General features: G+C 61.3%; 14 protein-coding genes and 1 pseudogene. 13 read left to right on the top strand and 2 right to left on the bottom strand.

The features are described from left to right. Positions 1–24: 24 nt before the first annotated feature. Entirely contained in the window at positions 25–9,054 is a 9,030-nt protein-coding gene (locus NLM25_RS37510) for a peroxidase family protein (RefSeq protein WP_254140246.1), read from the bottom strand. A 984-nt stretch (positions 9,055–10,038) separates the two neighbouring features. On the opposite strand from NLM25_RS37510, the gene NLM25_RS37515 reads away from it, so the two are divergent. From NLM25_RS37515 to NLM25_RS37565, 11 genes and pseudogenes are all read left to right on the top strand, one after another. Then, the gene (locus tag NLM25_RS37515; RefSeq protein ID WP_254140247.1) at positions 10,039–10,428 is read left to right on the top strand and encodes a hypothetical protein; all 390 of its coding nucleotides are present in this window, start codon (positions 10,039–10,041) and stop codon (positions 10,426–10,428) included. 295 nt (positions 10,429–10,723) lie between these two features. Continuing rightward, positions 10,724–10,897: a hypothetical protein gene (locus NLM25_RS37520; RefSeq protein ID WP_254122973.1), complete on the top strand. Its 174-nt coding sequence runs from the start codon at positions 10,724–10,726 to the stop codon at positions 10,895–10,897. Between the two features lie 720 nt (positions 10,898–11,617). Continuing rightward, entirely contained in the window at positions 11,618–13,405 is a 1,788-nt protein-coding gene (locus NLM25_RS37525) for an alpha/beta hydrolase (protein ID WP_254140248.1), read from the top strand. 646 nt (positions 13,406–14,051) lie between these two features. Continuing rightward, positions 14,052–15,053: an autoinducer 2 ABC transporter substrate-binding protein gene (locus tag NLM25_RS37530; RefSeq protein ID WP_014491732.1), complete on the top strand. Its 1,002-nt coding sequence runs from the start codon at positions 14,052–14,054 to the stop codon at positions 15,051–15,053. A 112-nt stretch (positions 15,054–15,165) separates the two neighbouring features. Then, positions 15,166–16,650, top strand: a complete 1,485-nt coding sequence (locus tag NLM25_RS37535; RefSeq protein WP_254122975.1) for a sugar ABC transporter ATP-binding protein — start codon at positions 15,166–15,168, stop codon at positions 16,648–16,650. After that, positions 16,643–17,647, top strand: coding sequence for an ABC transporter permease (locus NLM25_RS37540; RefSeq protein WP_254124610.1), 1,005 nt, complete (start codon positions 16,643–16,645; stop codon positions 17,645–17,647). Before NLM25_RS37535 ends, NLM25_RS37540 begins: the two co-directional genes overlap by 8 nt. Further along, complete coding sequence (locus tag NLM25_RS37545) at positions 17,644–18,651, top strand: ABC transporter permease (protein ID WP_309143662.1); 1,008 nt, start codon at positions 17,644–17,646, stop codon at positions 18,649–18,651. The genes NLM25_RS37540 and NLM25_RS37545 overlap by 4 nt, the downstream gene beginning before the upstream one ends. Positions 18,652–18,657: 6 nt before the next feature. Continuing rightward, the gene (locus tag NLM25_RS37550; RefSeq protein ID WP_254140250.1) at positions 18,658–20,073 is read left to right on the top strand and encodes an FGGY family carbohydrate kinase; all 1,416 of its coding nucleotides are present in this window, start codon (positions 18,658–18,660) and stop codon (positions 20,071–20,073) included. Then, positions 20,070–20,783, top strand: coding sequence for a class II aldolase/adducin family protein (locus tag NLM25_RS37555; RefSeq protein ID WP_254140251.1), 714 nt, complete (start codon positions 20,070–20,072; stop codon positions 20,781–20,783). The genes NLM25_RS37550 and NLM25_RS37555 overlap by 4 nt, the downstream gene beginning before the upstream one ends. Before the next feature lie 700 nt (positions 20,784–21,483). Beyond that, positions 21,484–21,579: pseudogene (locus NLM25_RS37560) on the top strand (SOS response-associated peptidase); the annotation flags it as partial. Positions 21,580–22,170: 591 nt separating this feature from the next. Next, complete coding sequence (locus NLM25_RS37565) at positions 22,171–22,431, top strand: hypothetical protein (protein WP_254122979.1); 261 nt, start codon at positions 22,171–22,173, stop codon at positions 22,429–22,431. 150 nt (positions 22,432–22,581) lie between these two features. Here NLM25_RS37565 and NLM25_RS37570 read toward each other — a convergent pair whose 3' ends face one another. Further along, positions 22,582–22,854 (bottom strand): nuclear transport factor 2 family protein, encoded by a 273-nt coding sequence (locus tag NLM25_RS37570; RefSeq protein WP_254140252.1) that lies wholly within the window; start codon positions 22,852–22,854, stop codon positions 22,582–22,584. A 560-nt stretch (positions 22,855–23,414) separates the two neighbouring features. Here NLM25_RS37570 and NLM25_RS37575 point away from each other — a divergent pair. Continuing rightward, on the top strand, positions 23,415–24,350 hold the full coding sequence (locus tag NLM25_RS37575; protein WP_254140253.1) for an AraC family transcriptional regulator: 936 nt from the start codon (positions 23,415–23,417) through the stop codon (positions 24,348–24,350). A 322-nt stretch (positions 24,351–24,672) separates the two neighbouring features. Beyond that, positions 24,673–24,837, top strand: a complete 165-nt coding sequence (locus NLM25_RS37580) for a hypothetical protein (protein ID WP_254122982.1) — start codon at positions 24,673–24,675, stop codon at positions 24,835–24,837. Positions 24,838–25,861 lie beyond the last annotated feature (1,024 nt).

A 25,861-nucleotide genomic window follows, 5' to 3' on the forward strand; every position in this document is an offset into this window, starting at 1 on the left:
CCGTTCCGGCATAGGGTCGTGGGGCTAGAGCGTGACGTTGGAGCCGAGGTTCTGGTGGCCCGCGATCTCGATCTTGAAGTCGGCGGCGGCGTTGCCGTCGACGTTGCCTTGGATGACGGTGAATTCCTGACCGTCATGGGTCTCGTAGCTCACCGCGAGTTGCCCGGCGGCGGTGAAGGCGGCGTCGGAAACCAGCGTGAAGCTCTGGTTGCCGTCGGCGGCGTAGTTCGCGTCGATGCCGCTGAGGTCGATGCGGTCTCCCGGCTCGAAGCCGACGATGGTGTCGCCCTTGGCCGCTTCCACGGAGTTGAAGCGGAAGGTGTCGTCGCCGAGCCCTCCGTTCATCACGTTGGCGGGGGTGCCGGCGACGATGACGTCGTTGCCGGAGCCGGTGGTGACGTTCTCGATACCCCACAGCGTATCGTTGCCGGTCTGAGAGCTGGAGGCGCTGCCGTTCGCGAGTGGGCCGGAGCCCAAGTTGACGGTGACGGCCGTGCTTGCCGCCGACATGTCGAGCGTGTCGATGCCCGCCCCGCCGGTGCCTTCGTCGCCGAAATAGGCGTCGTTGCCATCAGCGATCTCGGCCACGATCAGGTCGTTGCCGGCCCCGCCGAACACGGTGTCGTCGCCCGCACCTGCGTTGATAAGGTCGTCGCCCTGATCGCCGAAGATGCGGTCGGCCCCGGCATCGCCGTAGACGATGTCGGCGTCGGCTCCCGCAAACACATGGTCGTCGCCCGCACCGGCGAAGATCACGTCCCGTCCAGCACCGCCGTTGACGAAGTCGGCACCCTCGCCAGCTGAGATTGCATCGGCACCGGCATGGCCGACGGCGATGTCGTCTCCTGCGAAGGCAACGATGTTGTCGTCGCCGGGCGTGCCGACCAGCGTGTCGGACTGCGCCGTGCCGTTCCGAACCACGCCGTCGGTTGCGGTCTCGGTCTCTTCTTCGTCGTCGTCGCCCCCGGTCGGCGTCTCGTCGTCGTCCTCCTCGTCCTCGTCCTCATCCTCGTCTGGCTCATCGGTCTCGAACTGTGGCGGCATGACGCCCGAGAAGGTGACTGAATGGGTTCCGTTCGAGATCGTTTTGGTGCCGTCCTGGTTCTGGACAAGATGGTAGGTCGCGGGGTCCGCCCCTTCGGGAAGCTCGATCACGTCCTCGGCCTGCAGCGCGCCGATGATAATGTCGTTGCCCCCTTTGGACTTGAACACGATGCGATGGGCCGATGTGAGGGCCGAGATGTCGATCGTGTCGTCGCCCTCGTCGCCATCGATCGTGATGGTGTTGAGGCGCAGGCTCGTCGCGGTGAAGTCGCCGACGACCGTGAACGTATCGCCCGCTCCCGCGCCGCCCGTCGCTCCGGTCGGTTCGATGCCGTTGATGCGGATCTCCTCGATCTCGCTCAGTTCCGCGATCACGTTGGCGAAGGCCGAACCGCCCCGGGTGACGACGATTTCCGGCGTACGCCCGCCGAAACTCGCGATGTCGTTGCCCGTGATGGCATCCCAGGCGGCCAGCGTGTAGATCGTGTAGGCCTCGCTGGAGGTATTGCCATTAATAACGAAGGTGTCGCCCGCGACGCCTTCGGTGCCGCCATTAACAATGTCGCGACCATCAGTCGGGGTCGCTGTCGCATTGGCGTTCCAGACGATGGTATCGTCTCCGGCACCGCCGTTGACCGTGTCCGCCCCGGCGTTGAGGCCCGGCGCGGTGACGTTGACCGTGAAATTGTCGACGTAGAAGTTGTCGCCATTATCCCAGTTGTTGCCGTCGCCGGTGGTCCGGAAACGGATCGCCGAGTTCGAGCCGATCTGGGCAGCCGCCAGCGCGGCGCTGAAGTTGAAGGTGCCGTTGGCACCGCCTCCCAGCGTTCCGCCGGTCACGACCTCCCAGGCGTTGGTGTTGACGTTCCGTGCCTCGACGATGACTGTCTGGCCGCCGTTGAGATTGTCGTCCTCGTAGGTGAACGAAACCGTCGCCGCGGTCGCGCCCGTCAGATTGACGGCGCGCTCGATCGTCTCGCCGCCATCGACGCCCTGATTGAACTGAAGGCGTCCGCCAGTGATCTGGATGTCGCCTGCTGTCGCACTGGTCGTCTCACCGCCGCCTTCGATCCAGTTTCCTGTGAAGGCGAGTGTGCCATTGCTGTTCGAATACGACGCCGCTCCGAAGCTGTCGACGTAGGCGCCGGTGTTGCTGCCGGTGCCTCCGGTCAACGTGTCGTTGCCATCGTCGCCGTTGAGGGTATCTGCACCCTCGCCGCCGCGAATGACGTCGTCGCCACCGCCGCCGCTCAGCGTATCGTTGCCGCCTAGGCCGTCGATGAGGTTCGCAACGCCGTTGCCGGTGATGACGTCGGCGTTGGCGCTCGCCGTGCCGAACGGTGCCGGAGCTGCCTGCGCGAGGATGTAGTCGGACGCGTCGATTGCGGCCATCGTCGTGTTGTTGACCTGGATGGTGCCGATCGTCGCCAGGGACGCATCCCTGACCGTCAGCAGAGTATTGGCGCCCACCTGAGTCTCGACGACGCGCGTCGCCAGATTGGCGGCGGTGATGCCGAGGGCACTGAGGTTGATTAGGTCCTGACCTCCGGCCGCGGTCGAGTCGAAGCCGGTGATGGTGTCGGCGCCGAACCCGGCCGCATTGTAGACGACCACGTCGTTGCCGTCGCCGACGTTGATGGTGTCGTTGCCCGCGCCGCCGATGACGGTGTCGGTATCGCCGCCGGTGCCTCCGCTTAGCGTATCGTCGCCGGTACCGCCGTCGACCAAGTCGGTGCCGTTGCCCGCATCGATGGTGTCGTTGCCGCCACCGCCGAAGATCTGGTTGTTGGAGCCGTTGCCGGCAATGGTGTTGGCCAGCGCGTTGCCATTGCCGTTGATGGCATCGGCGCCGGTCAGCGTCAGGTTCTCGACTTCGGCCCCGAGGGTATAGGAGACAGAGGACTGCACCGTGTCGGAGCCGCCGGCCGCGAGTTCAGTGACCACGTCGGCGGCATCGTCGACGACGTAAGTGTCGTTGTCGGCGCCGCCGGCCATGACGTCGGCCCCGGCTCCGCCGTTGAGGGTGTCGGCGCCGATCCCGCCGGTCAGCGTGTCGACATCGTCGCCGCCATTGAGCGTATCGTTGCCGTCGCCGCCGTCGAGCGTGTCGTTGCCCAGACCGCCGTTCAGCGTGTCGTTGCCCGCCAGGCCGCTCAGCGTGTCAGCCAGATCGCCACCGGTGATGACGTTGTTGCCGGCGTTGCCTGTACCGATGAATTGATCGGCGTCGACGCCACGGTAGGTGAGGTTCTCGACGTTGGCCATGTTCGCGATGGAGAGCTCGGCCAGGAAGGTCTCGACGGTGTCGGTGCCCTCGTCCTGGGCCTCGATCGCGACGTCGAGAAGATCGTCGATGCCGTAGGTGTCGTTGCCCGCACCGCCAACCATCGTGTCGGCGCCGACGGCGCCTTCGAAATCGTCGCCGGCGAGATTCAGCCGGGCGTCGAGATCGTCGTTGCCCGCACCGCCGACCAGCAGGTCGTCGCCGAGCCCGCCGACGAGGTCGTCGTTTCCGGTGCCGCCGAAGATCAGGTCGTTGAGGCCGCCGCCGGTGATCTCGTCGTCGACGCCCTGCTCGCCCACCACGAAGTTGGCTTGCGCGTTGGTCACCGCATTCAGCGACATGTTGACGTCGCCGCCTGCCCGGCCGGCCGGATCGGAGCGGCTGATGAAGTAGTCCTCCGTGCCGAGCGCATAGCCGGCGAAAGTCGCGCCGTTGAAGTTGATGCGTTCGACGCCGGTCTGAGCGTTGTTGCCGTTGAAGTGACCCGCCACCGTGATGGATTGAGCGACGGAGCCCGTGGGCCCGGTCGGTAGGCTATAATTGATGACCAGGTCGCCGGTTTGGGTCGCGGTGCCGCTGTCGAAAGCGTCCAACGCGGCGATCGTCGGCACCGGAAGCAGGGTCACCGGGTCGATGATGGGCTGACCGGACGCGTCGACCGCGTTCGGAGCCTGGATCGAGATGCGGTCGGCGGTGCCGCCGCTGGTGGCATTGACGGCTTCATTGATGAGGTCGTTGCCATCGCCGAGCCCGAACGCGTAGGTGTCGTTGCCGAGACCGCCGTTGAGGGTGTCGACGCCACCGTTGATGCCCGGTCTGGCGATCGTGATCGTCAGGTTATCGATGTAGAAATTGTCGCCGTTGTCCCAGTTGTTGCCATCGCCGGTGGTCCGGAAGCGAACTCCCGAATTCGCGCCGATCTGCGCAGCGGTCAACGTAGCGCTGAAATTGCCGTTGCCGTTAGCGGTGGTGCTGCCGAGCGTGCCGAGAACTTCCCAGGCGCCGCTGCCGCTGTTGCGGGCCTCGACGATGACGCTCTGGCCCGCGCCAAGATTGTCGTCCTCGTAGCTGAAGGACAGCGTTGCGGCCGTGGCCCCCGCCAGGTTCATCGAGCGTTCGATGGTTTCGCCCCCATCGACGGTCTCGTTGAAACGAAGGCGATTGCCATCGATTTCGATATCGCCGCTCGTGGCGCTGTTGTTGTCGTTTTCCGTCCAGTTTCCGGCGAAGTTTGCGGCGTTACCGTCGTTGCCGGAATAGGAGCCTGAATTGAAGTTGTCGGCAATCGTTCCCGTGGAGGAGCCCGGGCCGCCGACCAGGATGTCGTTGCCGCCGAGACCGTTGAGCACGTCGGCTCCGGCGAGGCCGACGATGATGTCGTCTGTCGCCGAACCGTTCAGAACGGGACGGTTGTCGGACGGCGGGCCCTGCGGGGCGAGGCCATTGTCGCTGAACGGGGTGCCCACGACGATGCCGAGAGCGCCGTCGGAAAACTGCAACCGCTCCATGTTGCGCAGCAGGTCGGTCCCGTCGAGCGGATCGAGGCCGCCGGTGTTGGACACCACGAGGGTGCCGTCGGCGCGCGCAGAGAACGAGTAGTTGGCGCGGACGTCGGAGTAGACCGCGGTGTCGACGTCCGATGCCGCCGCGCCGTCGGAGACGATGTCACGGACGATCTTGAGCTGGCCGGGATTAATCTGCCCCGAGAACACCTTCTGGACCAGCGTCGTCATGCTGTCGTGGAACTCGAGCACGGTGTTGCCTACCGGGCCGTTCTCGTCGAACTCCGACATCACCGCGATGCGCACCCGCAGCCAGCGGTCGCCGTCGATGATGTCGTCGCCGCCGCGGCCTTCGATGAGGTCGCTGCCGCCACCGCCGAGCAGGATGTTGCCGCCGACGAAGCTGCCGTTGGCGTCGAACGAGGCCGGTCCTGCGCCGGCGAGGAGCGCCTGCAGTCCAGTAATGAGGGCGATGCCCTCGGCATCCAGGGCGCTGCCGCGAAAGCCTTCGGTCGGCACGAGATCGGCGGTGACGTCGGAACCACGAATGACGTCGTTGTGGGCCGATCCGGACGCACCTTCGACCTGGGTGAAGCTGTCGAGCGCCGCGTTGCCTGGAAGCACCGGCAGACCGGGCAGGATCACCCGGTTGAGGTCGACGTCGACCGCCAGATTCATGTTGGCGTAGGTCGTCCAGTCGTAGCCAGACATACCGTCGAACTTGCCGCGGCCGAGGCTGCCGAACCAGATGTCGTCGCCGCCTTCGCCGATGAACTCGTCGAAGCCGCCGTCGCCGTGGAACACGTCGTGGCCCTTGACCGCATCAAGCTGGAACTGGTCGTCGAAATTGTCGCCGACCGCGCCGGTCCAGGCACCGATCTCGATCCAGTCGTCGCCTTCGCCGCCGAGAGTCTGCTCGGTGGTCTTGCTGCCAAGAACGAAGTCGTTGCCGACCCCGCCGAAGGCCTCGTCGAGGCTGTCGGCGCCGAGCACGATGAAATCATTGCCCTCGTCGGCAACGATCAGGTCGACGCCTTGACCGGCGTTGACCGCGTCGTGGCCACGGCCGGTGCGCATGATGTCGTCACCGAACAGGTCGGTGATGATGTCATCGCCGTCTCCGCCGATATACTGGTCGTTGCCGGCGCCGCCTTCCATACGATCGTTGCCGCCGTCGCCGTAGAGGGTATCGTCACCCTCACTGGCGATTAGCGTGTCGGCCTGGTCGGTGCCGCCCAAGAGGACGTGGTCGGCGCCGGTGTAGCGCAGGTAGTGACTCTCGGGTCCAGCGGTCGACGGATCGTCGCGCAGGACCAGCGGCGTCAGGATTGTTCCGCCAGTCGGATCGGCCGAATCGAGCCCCGGGTTCCACTGCCTGGTCTGGTCGACCTCAAGGATGAGCCCGGGGGTCGAGAACACGTCGGATGGCAGATGGCCGGCGTCGGCATTGAGGCCGATCACCTTGGCAAAGGTGTTGTTCTCCATTTCAGAGAGCAGATGCAGGCCGTCCAGCCGCTGCAGGTAGTAGAAGCGGTCGCCGTCCTGCAGCTTTTCCAGCTGGACCTCGAACACAAAGTTGAAGGTCGAGCCCAGCATGCCGCCGAACGGCATGACCTTTTCGGCGAGACCGCCGATCCAGAGGTCGACGTTGTCGAGGCCGCCCAACGAGCCGCCCGCGTATCCACCGGTGGCGTTGAGGAAGGCGATGCGGTCGGCATTGAAGGCCGCGAGCGCCGCCGGATCGGTGGGGACGACGATATCGCCGAAGCTGGTGCCGAAGATCAGCGCCATGGCCGCATCGCGCTTGCCTTCGACCGTGGTCTGGCCGGTAATCAGGGCGTGCGTTCCGTAGGCCGCCACGAAGTTGATGATCGAGGCTTCGTTCTTGAGGTGGCTCGCGAAGTCCACCCAGCTGGCGTAGGGCCGCAGTTCCTCCGCGTGGCTGCTGGCCTCGAAGAAGTCGCGGCGCGCGGCGTTCAACGACGGCACGCCGGCATCGCGTCCGCGAGCCAAGTTGATGGTGGCGAGATCGAGCGGCAACCCAAGCAAGTTGTTGCGCAGCGCGCTGGTGACGAACTCGTCGATCTCGTTGCCGACCTGGCGCGTCATGCCCCGGATGATGTTGCCGGCGGCGACGCTGTCGGCGACGGTATGCGCAACACCGCTGGCGTCGGAGTCGAACTCGACCGGGTTGAGGAAGGCCTGGATCAGTCCGATCTGGTCGTTGGTGAAGCTCGGGTCGAGTCGGTCGATCGTCTCGGTCAGCATCGAGTGGCCGAAGCGATAGACGACGTGGGCGAACTCGGCGACGATGCTGGGATTGATGTCGGCGTGGTAGCCGTCCGGCACGACGAAGAAGTCGATGTTGGGCTGGATCTTGCGAGCGAAGTCCTCGAACACGAGATGCTGGTACTGCATCTCGGTGCCGAACTTGGCGGCTTGGAACAGGCGTTCGCCGTCCCAGACCAGCGCGGCGATCTGGGCCGGCGTCGTCGGCAGGGCGGCGAGATCGACGGTCAGCCATTCGTTGAGGAAGGCCAGATCGCTCTCGGCGAGCACGATCTCCTTGGTGTGCTCGACCAGCCGGTTGTGCTCGGAGTGAAAGATGTGGTGGACCGCGGTCAGCCCGATGTTCTCGTTGGCGCGGCCGTCGCCGGCGATGAAGTGGGCGTCGAGCAGCTCGTTGTCGTAGACCGCCGGGTTGTTGCCGGGGTTGAGCAGGCCGATCTCGATGTCGCCGTCGGCGATCCCGTTGGGGACCGCGTCGTGCGCGATGTCGGCGAGGAAGGCGGCGTTGATGCGGACAGCGCCGGCGACGCTGACCGGCGCCGCCGAGGTGCCGGAGATGACGGTGTCGTCCGCGGTGTTCGGAATGCCGTCGGCGCCGAGGCCGGTGACGACCTGGGCGAAGCCTTGGGCATTGGGAATGAAGTTGCCGTACGCGTCGGTGCGCAGCAGCGGCACCGCGCCGACGTCCTGGTCGGTCAGCAGGATGCCGAGCATCTTGGCCTGCTCCTTGACCTCGCCCCAGGTGGCCATGCCGCCGGCGCCGGCGCCGCTTCCATCGGGATTGGCGCCCCGCCCTTCGATGAGCTTGCCGGTGGCGTGCGGGACGCCGTTGGCGTCCAGCGCATACTGGCGCAGGAAGACCTGATGGGAAGCGTGCGAGGTATAGGTCTGGTTCTGGTCGACGAACGGAGTCGTGGTGTTGACCGGCCGGACGTCGTCAGCGGTGCCGAATACGTTGTCGGCGCCCGGGGAGACGGTGGCACGGGTCAGCACCATGAAGTTGGTCGGACTGCCCGGCACGTACAGCGGGTCGTCCGGCTGAAGCGGGACGAACACGGTGCCGCTGCCGCCCTTGTTGACCAGATCCAGACCGTGATCGAAGAACTGGCCGAACAACGTAAACCAAGAGTTGAACGGGGCCGACAGCCCGACGTCCGGGGAGACGTTGACGATCTGGACGTTGTCGCCATCCATCGCGACCCCGAACGGCTCGAGGGCCGCATCGCGGACCACGCGTGCGGCTTCCAGATCGGCGAGCGTGAGGGCGTGCGCCGACGTCGCGGTAGCCAGCGCGTCGAGCGCAGCCTGTTCGGCCGGGCCGGGAACGGTGGTGTCGTCGCCGTCGCTGAGTTGGTTGGCCGCCGCCTTGGCGTTCTGCATCACCACGCGGGCCTGATATTCGGCGTCGAGCGCGGGCTTGAAGGCGTTGTAGATGTTCTGCACCAGGGCGACGTTGGCCAGGGTGGCTTCGACGACGCCGCCGGTCTGCAGGCCCTTCATGATCGCGGCCGGATTGGCGAGCGTCTGATCGACGATCAGGTTGGAGATGGTGCGCAAACTCGAATCGAAGACCATCGAACCCGGGTTGTTGGACGGCGCGTAGGACGTCGGCACGGCGGGCGCGCCCGGCGGGAGGAAATTGCCCGGCACGTTTTCAGCGGGCCTGAAGGTCGGGTCCAGCAGTTCGGGGAACGGCATGTCCGCAGCGCCCCACTTCTCCTGGCCGGGCAGAAGGTTGTTGTTCTGTCCGTCGACGGTTCGAAGGCCGATGCTGAGATTATAGGACGGAACGGAGCCGACTTGGCCGGCCAGACCGGCTCCGTAGAGCGGCGCGGCGTTCGGGTCGAGCGGATTGGCGATGTAGGCGGCGTGCTTCTCGGCGACCTTGATCTGCGCGAGAATGAAATCCAGATCACTCCTGATGTACGCAACCATGACGGCCTCACCTGTTGTGGCGCGCGGTCCGCTGTGGCGGCCGGGCTGTTGAAATTCTTGCGAGCCGTCCAAGTCGGATGGCTCTCCATGGGCTCAGGCTAGATTTTTCTGTGGCCAACGGGACAGGGTACAAGGTCCAATGACCTCGTGGGACCGAGGTCCGGCGCTTCGGCCGACCATGGTCGTAGGACCTTGGTCCGACCGGCGGACGACCATCCTCGCTCCGCCGGCGCCACGGCGCGGCGCCGCACGGGTCAAACGGTGTTTTCCGGGTGTTTTCGGAAGACTTGGCCGCGCCCTCCGATCGGAGCAACCGCCGCGTCGATCCGGCATCAGGGAGTGAGGGAACGAGCAAAGCTGGACAGAGGACTGCCGGAGCACGGCGTCGGAGGCGTCAAGCGCGCTCTGGGCCGTCGGCATCTCCGCGCCGTGTCAGGTGAAGACGAGGATGATCACTTAGCGGGCTTCGCAAGGCGCGTGGGTCGACAACGCGCGATGACGGGCTTGTCGCCAACTACCTCGCCTTCGTTCAACGCATCGATCTGGCAAAGGCCTTTCGCCGGGCCGCAGACGCCCTCAGGTTCGCCGGTGCCGTTGAACGTCGACGCCATCACGGCATTACGCTGCTGAAGGTGTCGGTGCTCGTGGATACATCGCCGGTCTGCCGACGGAAATATCCTCCTCGAACTCTGCCGGGGCCTAGGGGTCGCTTGTGTCCGGGAAGGCAATCAGCCGTACAGGCTTATGCGGCGCATGATCGCTTTAGGTCAATTGTTGACGCCACCGCGCGCGATCCAAGGACTGTTCACTTTTGCACTCATCTGTCGACTCCGCACCAATTGACAGTCAAACCGGGTCGCATCGATGGGCCGAACGCTTTGACGAGCTCTTCACCGACCTTTTCGATACGCAGGACGAAATCGTAGCAAGGCTCGCCAATACGCTGGACGCCCAACTCATCGCGGTTGAGGCGTACCGAGGCTCATGTCAACGAAGGCGCTCCGCCTCTCTCCTCGCGACATATCCGCCTTCCGGTGGCTGCAGATGGTCGGCTTCGCCAAAGTGCAGCTCAATGCCGACGCCGAAGCAGTAGCTTCGTTCCGTCGAAGTCTTGAGGCCAACCGAAATTATCCCATTACGCATTTCGGGCTCGCCGTCGTCCTTGCGCTACTTTTCTGGATGAGGCGCGAGCCGCTGCGAAGGCAGGACTTGCGCTTGATCCAAGCTTTACCATCCGCCGGTTCCGCCTCGGCGCAGCGAGTGAAAATTCCATCCGCCTCGCCGGACGTGAACGCATCTATGAAGGCATGCTTTGGCCGAGGTACCGGAGGGATGATGTCTGATTTGGGTCACAATGCGAAGAACTCAACCTGAGCAAATCTAGTCCGCCATGTCTCAAAAAGCGGGCATCCCGCGAGCCCAGACGCTGCTTCGGAAAAATGGCCAATAGCGGACATTGGCTCGGCAGGAGCGCAAATGCCGCAATGGCTGGACTATGCTCACAGCCACATCTCTGCGAAATTGCCGATCACTCGGCAAAGGCACTCCCATTGTAAAAGCCTAACCCTGAAACAAAATGTGAAACGAGGAGCAGGGATATTCCTAAAATCTGACTTTAATTCCTCTCTTCTTCACTCCGTTAGCACGTTCATTTAATGAGTAAGCATCGATGACTGATCAACAGTTGGCGCTGCAAGCGATTAGCGAAGCGCAGCTCATATTGGAAGAATACTTGCAGCCCCGACCCAAGGATAATGCGCAGATCCTTGAGAAGCTGGTGGAAGTCCTCGAACGCCTCGCCTTGGTCGTTGCCATAAGTCGATTGCAGCAACAGGGCGGCTGAGCGAGCCTATGAGCAAATCGCTTAAATGGTTTGCTCTCACCTTTTGTATCGCTACGTTGTCGCCGCTCGAAATGAGAATCGTGCAAGCTAAGCAACAATGCAGCTCTGCAATGCCGGCAAATCGGCAAGCGCAGTGGTGGTCCTATCGTCTCATCGACGGACGAAAATGCTGGTACGCGGGCAAGCCCATGCTTTCGAAGTCGTTGCTGGAGTGGTCTTCTGAGGTATCTCGCGAACCGGTTTCTCGTGGAGAGGCTACGGGCGCCGTCGTAGCGAAGCCTAATACGCCAGGCAATCCATTGGATGCGCAAGCGTCGACACTGACTGAGCTTGACACGTTTGAGGCGCGATGGCGCTTTAGGATCTTCCAAGTTCCGCAGGGGGCTCGTGACTGACCCACACGTAACCAAGCGAACTTAGTCGTCACGGCATCGACCGATTGTTCGCTGGTGCGCGCTTCGATGAAGGCGATCGCGGGGCCACCGCGCAAAAGGCCCGGCTCCCCTTTTGCAGAGCACAATGTATTGGGGCCGCACGCAATTTCTGCGAATGGATCGTCGGACAAATCCAGGTATCCACGTTGCGCAGACGTTGACCGCAGCACTATGAAACTAGCCTTCCGAACCCACGTTAAATCCGGCCACCCGTCGGATCGACTGCCCCTTCGCTGGCCTTCGATCCCAACGGTGCTACTCTTTCGAAAAACGGAGGGAGGAAGACATGAGAGATCGATCGACGCAACCTACGTGGGATCCTCTTGTTCTCGCTGACCAACTGCACTCGATCGCGAAGCAAAGCCAGTTGCTGATGCAGCGGTTCGCCACGTCCCAGGCCGACTCCACGAGGGTCGGCATGGGAGACACCTCGACGCTCGGATTCGATTTCGTCGATCTCATGACGAAAATGATGTCGGACCCGACGCCAGTAGCGAAGGCCCAGATCGACCTCTTCAACGACAGCATGGCCGTTTGGAAATCGGCGGCAGAAAGCATGTGGCTGATACGCCCTTGCGAAACCGACAGACCCAAGGACAAACGGTTCAAGCATCCCGACTGGACCGAGAACGCAGTCTTCAACTACGTGAAGGAAAGCTACCTGGTCGCTGCCAAGGCGATCCTTTCGACTGTCCGAGACGTCAAGGGCATGGACGACGCCACCGCGCGCAAGGTCGACTTCTACACGCGTCAGTTCGTCGACGCCATTTCTCCCTCAAATTTCGTCGCCACCAATCCGGAGGTGCTCAAAGCCACGCTGGAGACCGGAGGACAAAATCTGCTCCGTGGGCTCGACAACCTGCTTTCCGATGTCGGTCGTGGCGAGGGCCGCCTCTCCATCACGATGACCGACATGAAGGCCTTCCAGCTCGGCGAGAACATCGCCACGACCCCCGGTAAGATCGTCTTCCAAAACAACCTGATGCAGCTCATCCAATACGCTCCTACGACAAGCGAAGTCCGCAAGCGACCTCTCCTCATTATCCCGCCGTGGATCAACAAATTTTACGTTCTCGATCTTCAGCCGAAAAACTCGCTTATCAAGTGGGCAGTCGACCAGGGCCATACCGTCTTCGTCATCTCTTGGGTCAATCCGGACGAGAAGCTCGCGGAGAAGGGCTTCGAAGATTACATGCTCGAGGGTCCCGTCGCGGCCCTGGATGCAATCAAAAGGGCGACCGGCGAAGAGCACGTCAATGCCATCGGGTACTGCCTCGGAGGTACTCTGCTCGCCTCAACGGCCGCCTACCTGGCCGCGAACGAGGACGACAGGATCGCAAGCGCCACCTACTTCGTGACGCTGGTGGATTTCGCAGAAGTCGGTGACATGGCCGTCTTCATAGATCAGGAGCAGCTCGCGTCGCTCGAAAGGCGCATGCGCGAGCGCGGCTATCTCGACGCTCAGGATATGGCGACGTCATTCAACATGTTGCGGGCCAACGACCTGATCTGGTCCTTCGTCGTGAACAATTACTTGCTCGGCAGGGAGCAGCTCCCGTTCGACCTACTGTTTTGGAACTCGGACTCCACGCGGATGCCCGCGGCTATGCATTCATTCTATCTCCGGGCGATGTATCTGGAAAATCGCCTATCCAAGCCCGGCGGTATCACTCTCGCCGGCACGCCGATCGACCTGTCGCGGATCAAGATCCCGTCGTTCATCCTGTCCACGCGCGAAGACCATATCGCCCCATGGGAGTCGACCTATGCGGCGACGCGTCTGTATTCCGGTCCCGTCAAATTCGTGCTGTCCGCCTCCGGACACATGGCGGGAGTCATCAGCGCGCCGGGCAGTAAGTATGGCCATTGGACAAACGACAACTTGCCGCCTGCCCCCGACCAATGGTTCGCTGGCGCAACCAGTCATCAGGGCTCCTGGTGGCCCGTTTGGGATGAGTGGGTTACTCGCTTGGATCATCAGCGCGATCCCGCGCGCGAACCGGGCGGCGGCAACTTGCCAGTCATCGAGGACGCTCCCGGCTCCTACGTACGCGTGAGAGCGATGGCATCTTAGCTGATCCGCACACCCGAAACTGCGCCGGCGAAGGCCAAGGCATGTGCATCCGAGCCCGCGCGCGACAATTATCGCCGGTCGGATTTGAACCTATGACCTTCAGGTTATGAGCCTGACGCGCTATGCGGGAGCGGTCATGCGTCCCGGGCAATTCTCGCGACGGAGTGGAGTAACTCGCTCGAGGCGATCCCTCGCTTTGCGAGCTGTCGGGTTCGAGTCGGGAGAGTACTGCCGCCTCTCCCCACACGACGCAAATCTACGATATTTGCTCCGATCGTCCGCCTGAACTCAGAAGCTGGTCGAACGGCGGGTTCAATTCGCGGACCGCAACAACATCCCCCAAAGACTTCCGCCGGTCGTAATCTGCCTACGTTTATAAGGATTTGGTCCGCTCTCTTCGTGAGGGCAGACGTTGGCGGTTGCCAGCTGCAGGTCGGCCATGTCCATGCCCGGACATCGCCACGGGCGGGGCTGGCTGACATGTCACTTCCTTGACACCTTTCGTAGCGTTGGTCTCTAATCCCCACGCAAGTCCTGAGGCTGGAGGTGACCTTTTCGCCGCCAATCAAGAATGAAGCCAACTGCTCCGCCAGGCGAGTGCCGGGTAAAGGAGCGGAGGCTAAAAATAGCTTCCTGGGAGGGAACAATGGACAGACGCCAGACACTCAAAATGCTTGGTGGTGCGGCGGCGATCGCCGGTACCGGTTTTCCGGGGTTTGCTTTTGCGCAGGCTCAAAAGGAAATGGTCACGGTCGTGAAGATCGCCGGCATTCCGTGGTTCAACGCTCTTGAAAAGGGAATCCAGAAGGGTGCCAAGGACTTCAGCATCAATGCCACCATGGTTGGACCGGCGAACGTCGATCCGGCACAACAGGTAAAGCTGCTCGATGATCTGATCGCCAAGAAGGTCAACGTGATCGGCTTGGTGCCGCTGGACGTCAAAGTGTGCGAGCCGGTGCTCAAGCGCGCCCAGGCGGCCGGCATCAAAGTCATCACCCATGAGGGCCCCGAGCAGGAAGGCCGTGACTGGAACGTGGAATTGATCGATTCCGTTCGCTTCGGTGAAGTGCAGATGGAGCGTCTCGCCAAGGACATGGGCGGCGAAGGCGACTACGTGGTTTATGTCGGGACCTTGACGACGCCGCTTCACAACAAATGGGCCGACGCCGCGATTGCCTATCAGCAGAAGAATTTCCCGAAAATGAAACTCGTCGCCGACCGTTTCCCCGGCGCCGACGAGATCGATACCAGCCAGCGCACGACGCTTGACGTGATCAAGGCCTATCCGAACCTTCGCGGCATTCTCGGCTTCGGCTCGAATGGACCGATCGGGGCCGGCAATGCGGTGCGTCAACAACGCCTTGGCAAGAAGATCGCCGTGGTCGGCACCGTGCTGCCGAGCCAGGCGAAGTCGCTCATCGCAGATGATACCATCCGCGAAGGTTTCCTGTGGAATCCCACCGATGCAGGTTACGCCATGGTTGCAGTAGCCAAGCTCGTGCTTGATGGCAAGCCAATCACGGATGGCGTCGATGTTCCAGGCCTCGGCAAGGCCGCGGTCGATGTGGCCGGCAAGCAGATCAAGGTCGACAAGATCATGCGGATCAACAAAGAAACCATCGACGGACTGATTGCCGGAGGACTCTAGAACTACACCGGCCCCAGCCGCCTCGTCGCGCCGCATTCCCGGCTTTCTGGCCGGGAATACGATCCGCGTCGAGGCGATCGCTTGACAAGCGGTCCCATTACAGGACGAAGCATTGACGACTTTCCTGGAGATGTCCGGCATATCAAAGCGTTTCGGCGGCGTGCATGCGCTTCGCGACGTCGATCTGACGCTGGAGGTCGGAGAGGTGCATTGCCTTGTCGGCGAAAACGGATCCGGCAAGTCGACGCTGATCAAGATCATTTCCGGCGTCGAGGCGCCGGAACCAGGAGGCCAGATCGTCATTTCCGGCAAGGAGTACCCAAAACTAAGCCCGGTCTACTCCACCCATTGCGGCATTCAGGTCATCTATCAGGATCTATCGCTATTCTCCAACCTCACCGTCGTCGAGAACATCGCCATGGCGCACCATCTTGGCGGCGTCCACACGGTGAACTGGTCCTCTATGCGGGCCATCGCCATGGCCACAATGGCGAAGGTCGGTATTGAGGTCGATCCGGAAACAAAAGTCTCCGAACTCAGCATTGCCGGACGCCAGCTGGTCGCGATCTGCCGGGCCCTGGCGGCGGATGCCAAACTCCTCATCATGGATGAGCCGACAGCGTCGCTGACCCGCCACGAGGTCAACACGTTGATCAAGCTCGTCAGCGACCTGAAGCGAAGCGGTATCTGCGTCGTATTCGTGAGCCATCGCCTCGACGAGGTGCTCGAGATCGCAGAGCGCGTGACGGTATTGCGGGACGGAGCCAAGGTAGGCACCTTTGACGCAGCGGCCATCGACGGCAGCAAACTCAGTCACCTGATGACCGGGAAAGCTTTCGAGTATCAGAAGCAGGTGTCCGACCTTGCCGTGGGTGCGGTTGTCCTCGAAGTCCAGGGCCTTGGCCGCGATGGTGACTACGACGATGTGAGCTTGCAATTGCGCGCCGGAGAAGTCGTGGGGCTTACCGGATTGCTTGGATCGGGCCGAACCGAGCTCGCACTGTCGCTGTTCGGCATGAACCCGCCCGATCGAGGCACCATGGCGCTTGACGGCCACCGCATCGCGCTGAACAGGAATGCAGACGCGATCCGTCGAGGCATCGCTTACGTATCCGAGGACAGGCTTGCGCTTGGCCTCATCCTTGACCAGTCGATCACGTCGAACGTCACGCTGACCGTGCTGGAACGTCTCGCTGGTGCATTCGGCCTGATTGGCACACGCGCGCGGCAAAGCCATGTTGCGCGATGGGTCGCCGAACTCGGAATCAAGGTGTCTGATCCCAACAACGCGGTCAAGACGCTCTCCGGCGGCAATCAGCAGCGGATTGTGCTCGCCAAATGGATGGCGACCAACCCACGAGTGCTTATCCTTGATAGCCCAACGGTCGGTGTCGACATCCGCGCTAAGGATGGGATTTATGAGATCATCCGGAGGCTGGCCCGCGAGGGCGTCGCGGTGCTGATGATATCAGACGAAATCCCCGAGGTACTTTATCACAGCCATCGCGTGCTGGTGATGCGCGAAGGGCGTTTGACCGCTGACGTGATGGCCGCAGACACCTCCGAAGATGCGCTTCGGCAGGCGGTCAATGCCTGAATCGCGGTTTGCTTCATTTGGCAGGTTTCGGCGCAGCCATGAGTTCTGGCTGTTGATCGTGATCCTCGTGCTCTGCGTCAGCCTGGGCGCGGCGAACGGCCAGTTCCTGACCATGCAGAATCTGTTCGACCTGCTGACCTCCTACGCATTCGTAGGCATCCTCGCCCTCGGGCTGCTCGTGGTGCTGATCGCCGGCGGAATCGACATCTCCTTCACGGCGACAGCATCGGTGGCGCAATATGTCACGCTTACGGTGGCGAACGCATACGGCGCGAACTGGGTCTGCGTTTTTGCGATCGCGATCGGTATTGGAGGTGCGCTCGGCGCCCTCAACGCGATCTTCATCCAGAAGCTTCGGATACCATCAATCATCGTGTCCGTGGCAACGTTGAACATTTTCTATGGGCTGCTGATTTTCTTCACGGGCGGTAAATACATCTATTCGTTACCCGACTGGTTCGCGGCCGGGATATTCTGGTTCGAGTTCGATTGGGGCAAGGATACGTCCTACGGCGTCAACCTGCAGATCCTCGCGCTGGGGTCCTCATTTCTGTTCACCTGGCTCCTGCTCAATCGTAGCAACATCGGTCGTCAGATTTACGCCATGGGCGGCAATACCGATGCCGCGCAGCGACTTGGCTTCCATGTCTTCGGCCTCAACATGCTGGTCTATTGCTACATGGGGGTCATGGCCGGTATCGCCTCGCTGGTCCAGGCACAGCTTGCACAGTCCGTAGCTCCGACGGTGCTGGTCGGCAAGGAGCTTGACGTGGTTGCGGCCGTCGTGCTCGGCGGCGCCAGCCTGATGGGCGGCGTCGGCACCGTTCTCGGCACGTTTCTGGGGTTGGCACTGCTCGCCATCCTGCAGAATGGAATCATTTTGCTGGGCGTTTCGTCCTATTGGTCGCCATTTTTTGTCGGGTTGGTCATTCTGATCTCGGTCTCGGCGACAGCCTGGTCGCAGCGAGAACGGCGGACCCGGAGCGCGCGGTCATGAGAAATGCGTCCACCCTCGCCCTTCGCGGACGCCTGATCCGTTTGGCCGGCAGCGGGACGATCGCAACCCTCATCCTGTTGTTGGTCGCGCTCTGGTTGGTGTTCGCCATTACCATCGGCGACCGGTTTTTCTCCGTCAACACGCTGCAATCGATGGCCTTCCAGATGCCGGAGCTCGGCATCCTTTCGCTTGCGATGATGCTGGCCCTGCTATCTGGCGGCCTCAACCTTTCCATCATCGCCACCGCTAATCTCTCCGGACTGACCATTGCCTTCCTGCTGACGCACTACATTCCGGGCACTCAGGGCATTGCCTGGGCCGGCGTGCAGGTGCTGGCGATTGCGGCAGGGTTTGCCGTCGCGGCACTGGTCGGCCTTGTCAACGGATTTGTCATCGCCTATCTCGGCGTTTCGCCCATCCTCGCAACCCTCGGCACCATGACACTCTGCAAGGGACTCGCGATCGGCCTGACGCGCGGCAATGTCATCTCCGGATTTCCGGAGCCCATTGTTTTCATCGGCAATGGAACGGTTCTCGGGGTGCCTTTTGCCCTGATCGTGCTGGCGCTCTGTGCGTTACCCGTCGCGCTCATGCTAAACGCAACGCCCTTCGGGGCAAGGGTTTACATGATCGGCTCGAACGAGAAGGCAACCCGCTACTCCGGCGTCGATACCCGCGCCGTCCTGCTCAAGCTATATGTCCTCTCGAGCCTGCTCGCCGGTGTCGCAGCGGTCGTCATGCTGGCACGTTTCAATTCAGCCAACGCGGCATATGGCGAGAGCTATCTGCTCATCACCATTCTTGCAGCCGTGCTCGGTGGCGTCGATCCATTTGGCGGCTTTGGCAAAGTCGGCGGATTGCTGCTTGCGCTGATCATCCTTCAGGTGATCTCCTCGGCGTTCAACCTTCTCAATCTCAGCCAGTTCCTCACTCTGGCGATCTGGGGTGGCATCCTGATTGCCGTTGCCGCGGTTCCTCATCTGGGCGGCAAAGCGCCCCGGTAGACAACGATGACACGATCGGAAACCTCTCCCCGGATCGCGGTTCTCGATATTGGCAAGACGAATCTGAAACTGCTGGTCGCGAGTGAGGACGGCTGGCCGCTCGAAACACATTCGATCCCGAATGTGCCGACCACGGCAGGACCATACCTTGCCTATGATCTTGCCGGGCTGGAAGAGTGGTTCCTTGACACCTTGGCCGTGGTGACGCAACGCCACACCATCGGCGCGGTGATCGCGACCGCGCATGGGTGTGGCGCCGTGCTTGTCGAAGGCGACGAGCCAGTGCTGCCGATGATGGACTATGATGCAGTCTCGCCGCCTGAGATCGACCAGGTCTACGCCCGGATTGCGCCTGCCTATGATGAAGTGTTTTGCGGTATCAGCGGTGCGATGCGGCTCGGAAAGCAATTGCTCTGGCAGGAAAGCGCATATCCCGCCGAATTCGCCCGCGCGAAAACATATCTTATGACTGCGCAGTATTTCGCCTTGCGGCTCGGCGGGCGTGCTGCAAGTGAAATTTCACAGCTCGCGGCTCAGAGCCATATCTGGGACCTTTTCCACCATCAGCCTTCCTCCCTGATGCGCAAGCGCGGCTGGAATCGTCTTCTGCCGGAGCGGGCATCCGCCGGTGCGGTGCTAGGGAGGGTTTCGGAGGCCGTAGCCAAGCGTACCGGCTTGGCGCGCTCGACCGAAATCCTCTGCGGCGTGCATGATTCCAACGCCAATCTATTCCGCTACAAGGCCGCGGGCATGGCCGATACCTCGATCCTATCAACAGGCACCTGGATGATCGGCTTTCAGCGCGGCCTCGCGCTAGACAACCTCGACGCCACACGCGGCATGGTGCTCAATATCGATGTCGACGGTGAGAACGTACCCTCCACGCTGATCGCAACAGGCCGCGAATATGACTTGATCAGCAGAGACCACGACGCTTCTGATGCAGCTGTCCTCGCCGCATTGCCGAGTCTACTGGCCCTTGGAACCCTGGCACTCCCCTCCTTCGTTGGCGATGATGGACTGTTCCCCGGTGCAGCTCACCGCGGGCGCATTATCGGACCGCGGCCCGAAACGCCAGCCGAATGGCAGGGGTTGGCAGTCCTCTACGCCGCATTCAGCGCAAACCGCTGTCTAGATGCGCTTGGCAGCTCGAAACACGTCGTCATCGATGGTGGCTTTGCCGCCAACCTGCCCTTCGCGCGCGCTCTGGCCACGTTGCGGCCATCGCAGAGCGTCTCGGTGAGCCAATCTCGGGATGGAACGGCGCTCGGCGCTGCGCTGCTGTGGCGGAGATTTTCGCGTACGATTCCGGTTTCGAGCGTGGTGCTTGAAGCTGTCACGCCGCTCGGCGAAGGCGAGTGCAAACGCACCCTTTCCGCCGCCTATCAATCCTGGATTTCTTTTTCGGAGCACCCATCATGACAGACCGCAATCATGCCGATCTCCGCCAGGGCATCGTCGATACCTGCAAGGAGATGAACCGAAACGGTCTCAACCAAGGGACTTCCGGCAATCTTTCTCACCGGATTCCAAACGGCATGCTAATCACGCCGACAAGCTTGCCCTACGAGCACATGCGGCCAGAAGACATTGTCGCGATGGATTTTGCCGCGAATTACCAGGGCACCCATCGCCCTTCTTCAGAATGGCGTTTTCATCGCGATATTCTGCGAGCGCGTGACGACATAAACGTCGTGCTTCATACGCATTCCACCTTCAGCACCATTCTCGCCGTGCACGAGCGTGGCATTCCCTGCTTCCACTACATGGTCGCGGTAGCCGGTGGCAACGATATCCGTTGTTCGCCTTATGCCTGTTTCGGCACACAGGCGCTGTCCGATTATGCCGTTAATGCGCTCGAAGGACGAAATGCCTGCTTGCTCGGCCATCATGGATTGATCGTAACGGCGCAGACATTTGAGAAGGCGCTTTGGCTTGCCGTGGAGGTGGAGACCCTGGCGAAGATGTATGTCCACGCGCTGGCGATCGGCGAACCTCCGCGCCTCAGCGAGACGGAAATGGCACAGGTCCACGAACAGATGAAACGCATGGGCTACGGCCAGGCGCCCGATCTTGACGACGTCGGTGATGTTCCACGCGCCATGCTTCAGTCGAAACCGGCGCCACATTGACTCAGAGTGTCGTTGAACGCGGCTGGCATTCTCTTCGCTAAAGAACTTTGCAAGCAACTCTACCAGCCGCGGGTGATCAGCGAAAATTGTCAGACAGCGAACCAATAACCGCACCAGATACGTCCACTTTTCCTTCGTGCGCAGGTTCAAATCCGCTCGATGGCGCCAGACCGATTTTGGCGGTGGTGAATGTAATCGTCGACCACCCATCGGTTGGAGATATGCTCCGACAGAGCCGCTGATTAAGAGCCTTGATAAGACCAGCATCAAGCCATTGCGTTTTCTATACCGTCGCGAATGGGGGGGGGGGGGTGGTACAATGCCTGGGCCGACGAGCCGATTTGATTTGCGCGACGCGCTGGAGGAGCCGGCGCGTGCCAACAAGTTGGCAAGCTGATTTGCGGACGCACGCGTTGAAGATGTGGAACCACGTTATGAGAACAGCGCTTTGTTTCGCTATGTTGTTTATTCCCACGATTGCGATCGCTTAAGGCGCAACGCCGGCAAAGCAATCGACCGTCGTCGCGAAGCCGCTCGTTCAGATGAAGCCGAGGGGTGCAAGCTCGTCGGGATGGTCAGGGGGACGAAGCTCTGGGCCGGCGAATGCACGGCGACGCCGGAGCTGAAGGCAGGTACGCCAGCCAAAGAGCCGAGCCCAACATCGTTCCCCGGCGATTCGGAAGGAATAGCAACTGCAATTATACGCAACCTCTGCAGCATCACCACTAACCAAGCCGCGATCATCAAGCTGCTTCGCGTGATCAACCGCTACGTTGGCAACCTGCCGCTGCTTCCCGCAGCGCTTACATCAAGCATCAACCAGCCGCACTGCGGACGAGGTGATTGGCCTTACGGCTACCAACAATTGGTCTAGTGCAGCGTGCCTCGATGCGGTGGCACGATGTTGGATTGTTCATAGAAGTATTTCAACTCGGCTTCGAGTTGCTCGTTGAGCAAGAGGAGCACCTGCAAGGCCCCGTGAACGTCGCCTCGGTGTTCTTCTATCAATCTGTCTATTAGGTCGCTAATTGGCATCGTTGACTCCCACGGCAGGTTCCATCAACCGCGCCTAGTGGGTTCAACCTACCTTTAATCCACAGCTTGTCCCCTTGGCTGGGGCGCAAGCAGTGAGGCGTTCACCGCGACGCGTAGCGGAAATTTGTTGGTGTGCACGTGTAACATCCGAACAACATACAAGCAGAAGAACGCGTCACGTTGGATGAACACCGCGAGTCTTCCCCGCTATTCACAGGAAGGGAGCCGAAGGCCCGGTGTTATTGTCAGCGCTACAGTGCTGCGATGAAGCGGTTTAAAAAAGTGCAGCCTGCAATTTTGTAACTGCGCATTTGCACCGAAACGATACCGTTAAATTGGCCCAGGGTGGCACATGTTTGACGTTTATTTGAACGATAGACGGGACTTGCTCGTCGTTAGTAAGGGACTTCCTATACCCCCACACAAGTCGGGGCGATGGCGTAAATCCAAAAGGAAGGTTCTCAAAGTCAGTGACGAGATCAAGTCGGCGGTTCAAAGGCAAGGCTACTACATGCGGAAGCTGAGCGACGCAAAGGGGGCCTTCACGCCTTCTGATCGCCGAGCGAACGCTGTGGTCGAGCCAATCCACCCGAAGGCCATGCCGGTGACCTGACATCCGAGGAGGAGCGCCGCGGGACGAAGCCTTTGCGAGGCCTAGAAAACCGAGCAGGTCTTTGCCGCATCGTCACTCGCTCATTGAGTTTATCGGCTTCGTCCTGCATCACTCCATGCCTCCGATGTAGGTAGCCGCATTCTGCCCGCCTCACGGATCATCGCATCGCGGGGCGCGCGGCATCTCATCGAACGTACGTAAGCGATAGTGCCTATCGGCGCTCGCTCCCTTGCTTTCAAGCTTCGGTGCCCAATAAGCCGCAATCGCTTTTCGACCAGTTATGCTCACGCCCTCGCAGTCGCACTCCCAAACCGCTTGCTCATCATACAGGTTGAGCAGCGCGCTGAGGTTTCCCCGCCGACAGGCATCGAGCCAGTCTACGACGACGGCCAGCGGATCGAAGTCGTCCGGTGAAATCGACATAAGGTTCCATCATAAGCAAATCGCCGCTCCCGATGTGCGCCTTAGGCTATGGAGTGAAGCGGTGAGACGCAAAAGAAGCGCCGCCTGCGTTGCCACAAGCGGCCCAAGTCTAGGGAGGAAACGCCCAAGGAGGGCAGCGATAGCGGGGGCGCTACCGCACGCTCTGTAGACAATACGATCGCGATCGGCGCCTCAATTGAACGTCGGTAAGCGTCGGTCATCTAAACGGGTAACGGACCGATACGAAGGTTTAAGGCGCTCGCCGTCTCCGGTCTCGCGCCAGCGTTTCACGCATCATCGCAACCTCGATGCGAACCGTGAGAGCATCGAAAGCCCGACGACAAATTCCTCATCATTTTCTTGAGGTCCCACCTCCGTCTGTAATCCACTTCACACCTGCGCCGAAGCTGCGGCGCGATATAATCTCTTGAGACGTCTTGACGTTATTCGAGGAATTTACAGATTTCGTTCGGGCGCCTCAGTCGTTCTTGTGTGGTTAGGCGCCGAAACGGGAGGCCAGCATGCCAACGTCATCTCCCCTTGTGCGGTGGTCGACTGAGATGCTGCCGGAGCGCGCACGGTTCTCCACGTTCCGTGAGGGATTTGCGCGGCTAAACCTCGCCTTGGACGTGATTGATCACAGCGGCGGTCGCCCACGTATCGACGTCACCTACTTGCCGCTCGGCACGGTTGGCGTTTGTAGCATTATCACCACGCCGGTCGAGTTTCTCCGTCACAAACACCACCTCAAGGATAGCCGTGACCACTTCGGACTAAACATCGTCGAGGCTGGGCCGGTCCAATTTGCAAATGCTGGCCAGGAACATGTTTATGATACCGGCTCCGCTTGTTTGGTTGACCGGGGAAGGCCGCTGCGAGTATTTGGGCCGCGTGGCGCCAGCGTTAAATTCGTAACGGTGGAGGCTGCCGCCCTTAGGTCTCTGGTTGCGCTGCCGGAAGATCTATCAGGCCGGCCGGTGCGTCCCGGACCGGCGCTTAGACTGCTCCACCGCTACCTGCGGTCGCTCGCATCCTTCAAAGAACCTCCGGCATCAAAACTCGCCTCCACCGTCAGTGCACATCTCCTCGATCTCGTGGCTGCGACGCTCGGGCCGACCGCCGAAGCTGCGAACATCGTTACAGAGCGTGGTGTGAAGGCGGCCAAGGTCCAAGCGATCCTGGCGGAGGTCGCGCAACGCTCCAGCGATCCCAATTTCGATCTGACCAAGGTCTCTGGAGCGCTCGGTATGTCGCGGCGATACGTGCAAAAATTGCTGGAGGAGACCGAACAGTCGTTCACCGAGCACCTTGCAAGGTGTCGGCTTGAGCGTGCCTTCGCGATGCTGACTGACCCGCACCATCTGCATCTGGCCATCATCGATATCGCGTTTGCAGTCGGCTTCGGTGATGTTTCTCATTTTAATCGCTCGTTCCGCCGGCGCTTCGGCGAGACGCCATCAGGCGTGCGCGCCGCGTCGATCGTGCGGCAGAAGTGATCCTGCGCCCTCACAAAGCGCGGGCGGCGGTCGCTGAAAACGCGAACGGTTCGACCTCACGGGACAGCAGAAGCGCAGACCTGGCGCTACGTAAGGCGTGAGGGCGAGGCCGTAGGAAAGCCGTGCACGGCGCCAGGAGTGCGGGGCTACCAGCGTGCTCACGGCCTATTGCAGCGGCGCTGATTGGCTGCAAGGGGCCGATCAGGCCATGCAAGGGTTCCTTCACCTTGATCCAGGGATACATCCGAATGGGCGATAGCCGGAAATCGCTTCGTGTTGAAGGGTAAGACCGCCGCTGCTGGGGGCCAAACGGAGATGTCCGATGGGTGTGGCAGGCTGGCGCTTTGCGCATACGAAGAAAACCCTCCGCGTCCGGGCGGTCGTCATCTGCGTGCTGGAAGAGTTGCCGTTTGTCTGCCCGGTGGTGGTCGCAATCGGCTCCCTGATCATGATCGGCATCATGCTCTGCAAGGATTGGCCGCAGTGAGGGGGCCTTACCGCAAGGCGCTTATGACAGCAGGTAGACATCGACCATCAAATGCTTCTCGTTTTCGGTCAGCGCCACGCTGCCGGGCGCGGCAGCTCCTCTTTGTGCGATACGGTACGAAATTTAGATGAGATGCGAAAATGCTAATACGTGAAAATGCTAATACGTTTGGTCGCGCCGTCCCGCATGCAGCAAACTCAGAAGGACCCGGACAACTTGCGGGCGGACCGCCATCCTTCGGCCTTCCGCCGCTCATGTCTGCTGGTGCAGTAAGAGCGGACTTCGATTTGGACCACGCGGAAGTCCGAAAGTGACCCGAACCGGGCATCGAGCCCCGCCATGTGAAACTAGGGCCTATTAGGTCCCGGCCGCTTCAGGCCGGCCGTTCGCTAGTCAGGCGGCAGCCGATACATGCGTTCATTTTCCGTCACTTCCGGCGATTTCAACAGGCCCAAAATAGTGCTTGCAGCAAGGGCCACACGGTTTTGCCGTACGCGCGTTCGCGGTCGTCTCGATGCAGCGGGTGCGCGCTCCACCGCCGCCTGTGCTTCGAGGTCCAGATCCGACCTGAGCTTGTAGCCGGCACCGGCAACAGCAACGCTGGTTCTGACGACGCCGGCGCCGACGCCAAGGCCGGATGGACCCGACCCCGGGCTTAGCCGGCGCAGGCAGCAATCCGAAGCGGCGCAGCTCGCTAAAGGTAAGCGTGGCGAGCCATCTTCAAGACCGTGTCCAGTGTGAGGGACACAGGTCGCGCCGCCGCGATAAAATACGGCTTAATACATTGAAAAAACTGAATAATTTCGGGAGTTGGTAGCTACCCTAATTGTGGTAGCGGGAGACCGCTACAGCCCGAAACCCACTTTTGAGAATAGTGGGGGACGCACGGTAGCGGGGGTCCGCGACATCGCCAGACCCACTATTTCCGAAATCCTCTTTTCCTACCGGAGGGCAGCCTAACTCGTGACGTGGCCCCTTGGTAGTTCGTCAAAGGTCTCGCTCTACGTAATTGCTCGGCGGCGAG

This window comes from Bradyrhizobium sp. CCGB01 (assembly GCF_024199795.1).
Taxonomy (GTDB): Bacteria; Pseudomonadota; Alphaproteobacteria; order Rhizobiales; family Xanthobacteraceae; genus Bradyrhizobium.

What these genes read in the sequence shown, in the direction of transcription:
- NLM25_RS37515 (WP_254140247.1), top strand. Translation starts at nt 10,039, where the DNA reads ATGTCAACGAAGGCGCTCCGCCTCTCTCCTCGCGACATATCCGCCTTC.
- NLM25_RS37545 (WP_309143662.1), top strand. Translation starts at nt 17,644, where the DNA reads ATGAGAAATGCGTCCACCCTCGCCCTTCGCGGACGCCTGATCCGTTTG.
- NLM25_RS37550 (WP_254140250.1), top strand. Translation starts at nt 18,658, where the DNA reads ATGACACGATCGGAAACCTCTCCCCGGATCGCGGTTCTCGATATTGGC.
- NLM25_RS37520 (WP_254122973.1), top strand. Translation starts at nt 10,724, where the DNA reads ATGACTGATCAACAGTTGGCGCTGCAAGCGATTAGCGAAGCGCAGCTC.
- NLM25_RS37570 (WP_254140252.1), bottom strand. Translation starts at nt 22,854, where the DNA reads ATGTCGATTTCACCGGACGACTTCGATCCGCTGGCCGTCGTCGTAGAC.
- NLM25_RS37565 (WP_254122979.1), top strand. Translation starts at nt 22,171, where the DNA reads ATGTTTGACGTTTATTTGAACGATAGACGGGACTTGCTCGTCGTTAGT.
- NLM25_RS37575 (WP_254140253.1), top strand. Translation starts at nt 23,415, where the DNA reads ATGCTGCCGGAGCGCGCACGGTTCTCCACGTTCCGTGAGGGATTTGCG.
- NLM25_RS37540 (WP_254124610.1), top strand. Translation starts at nt 16,643, where the DNA reads ATGCCTGAATCGCGGTTTGCTTCATTTGGCAGGTTTCGGCGCAGCCAT.
- NLM25_RS37525 (WP_254140248.1), top strand. Translation starts at nt 11,618, where the DNA reads ATGAGAGATCGATCGACGCAACCTACGTGGGATCCTCTTGTTCTCGCT.
- NLM25_RS37555 (WP_254140251.1), top strand. Translation starts at nt 20,070, where the DNA reads ATGACAGACCGCAATCATGCCGATCTCCGCCAGGGCATCGTCGATACC.
- NLM25_RS37530 (WP_014491732.1), top strand. Translation starts at nt 14,052, where the DNA reads ATGGACAGACGCCAGACACTCAAAATGCTTGGTGGTGCGGCGGCGATC.
- NLM25_RS37510 (WP_254140246.1), bottom strand. Translation starts at nt 9,054, where the DNA reads ATGGTTGCGTACATCAGGAGTGATCTGGATTTCATTCTCGCGCAGATC.
- NLM25_RS37580 (WP_254122982.1), top strand. Translation starts at nt 24,673, where the DNA reads ATGGGTGTGGCAGGCTGGCGCTTTGCGCATACGAAGAAAACCCTCCGC.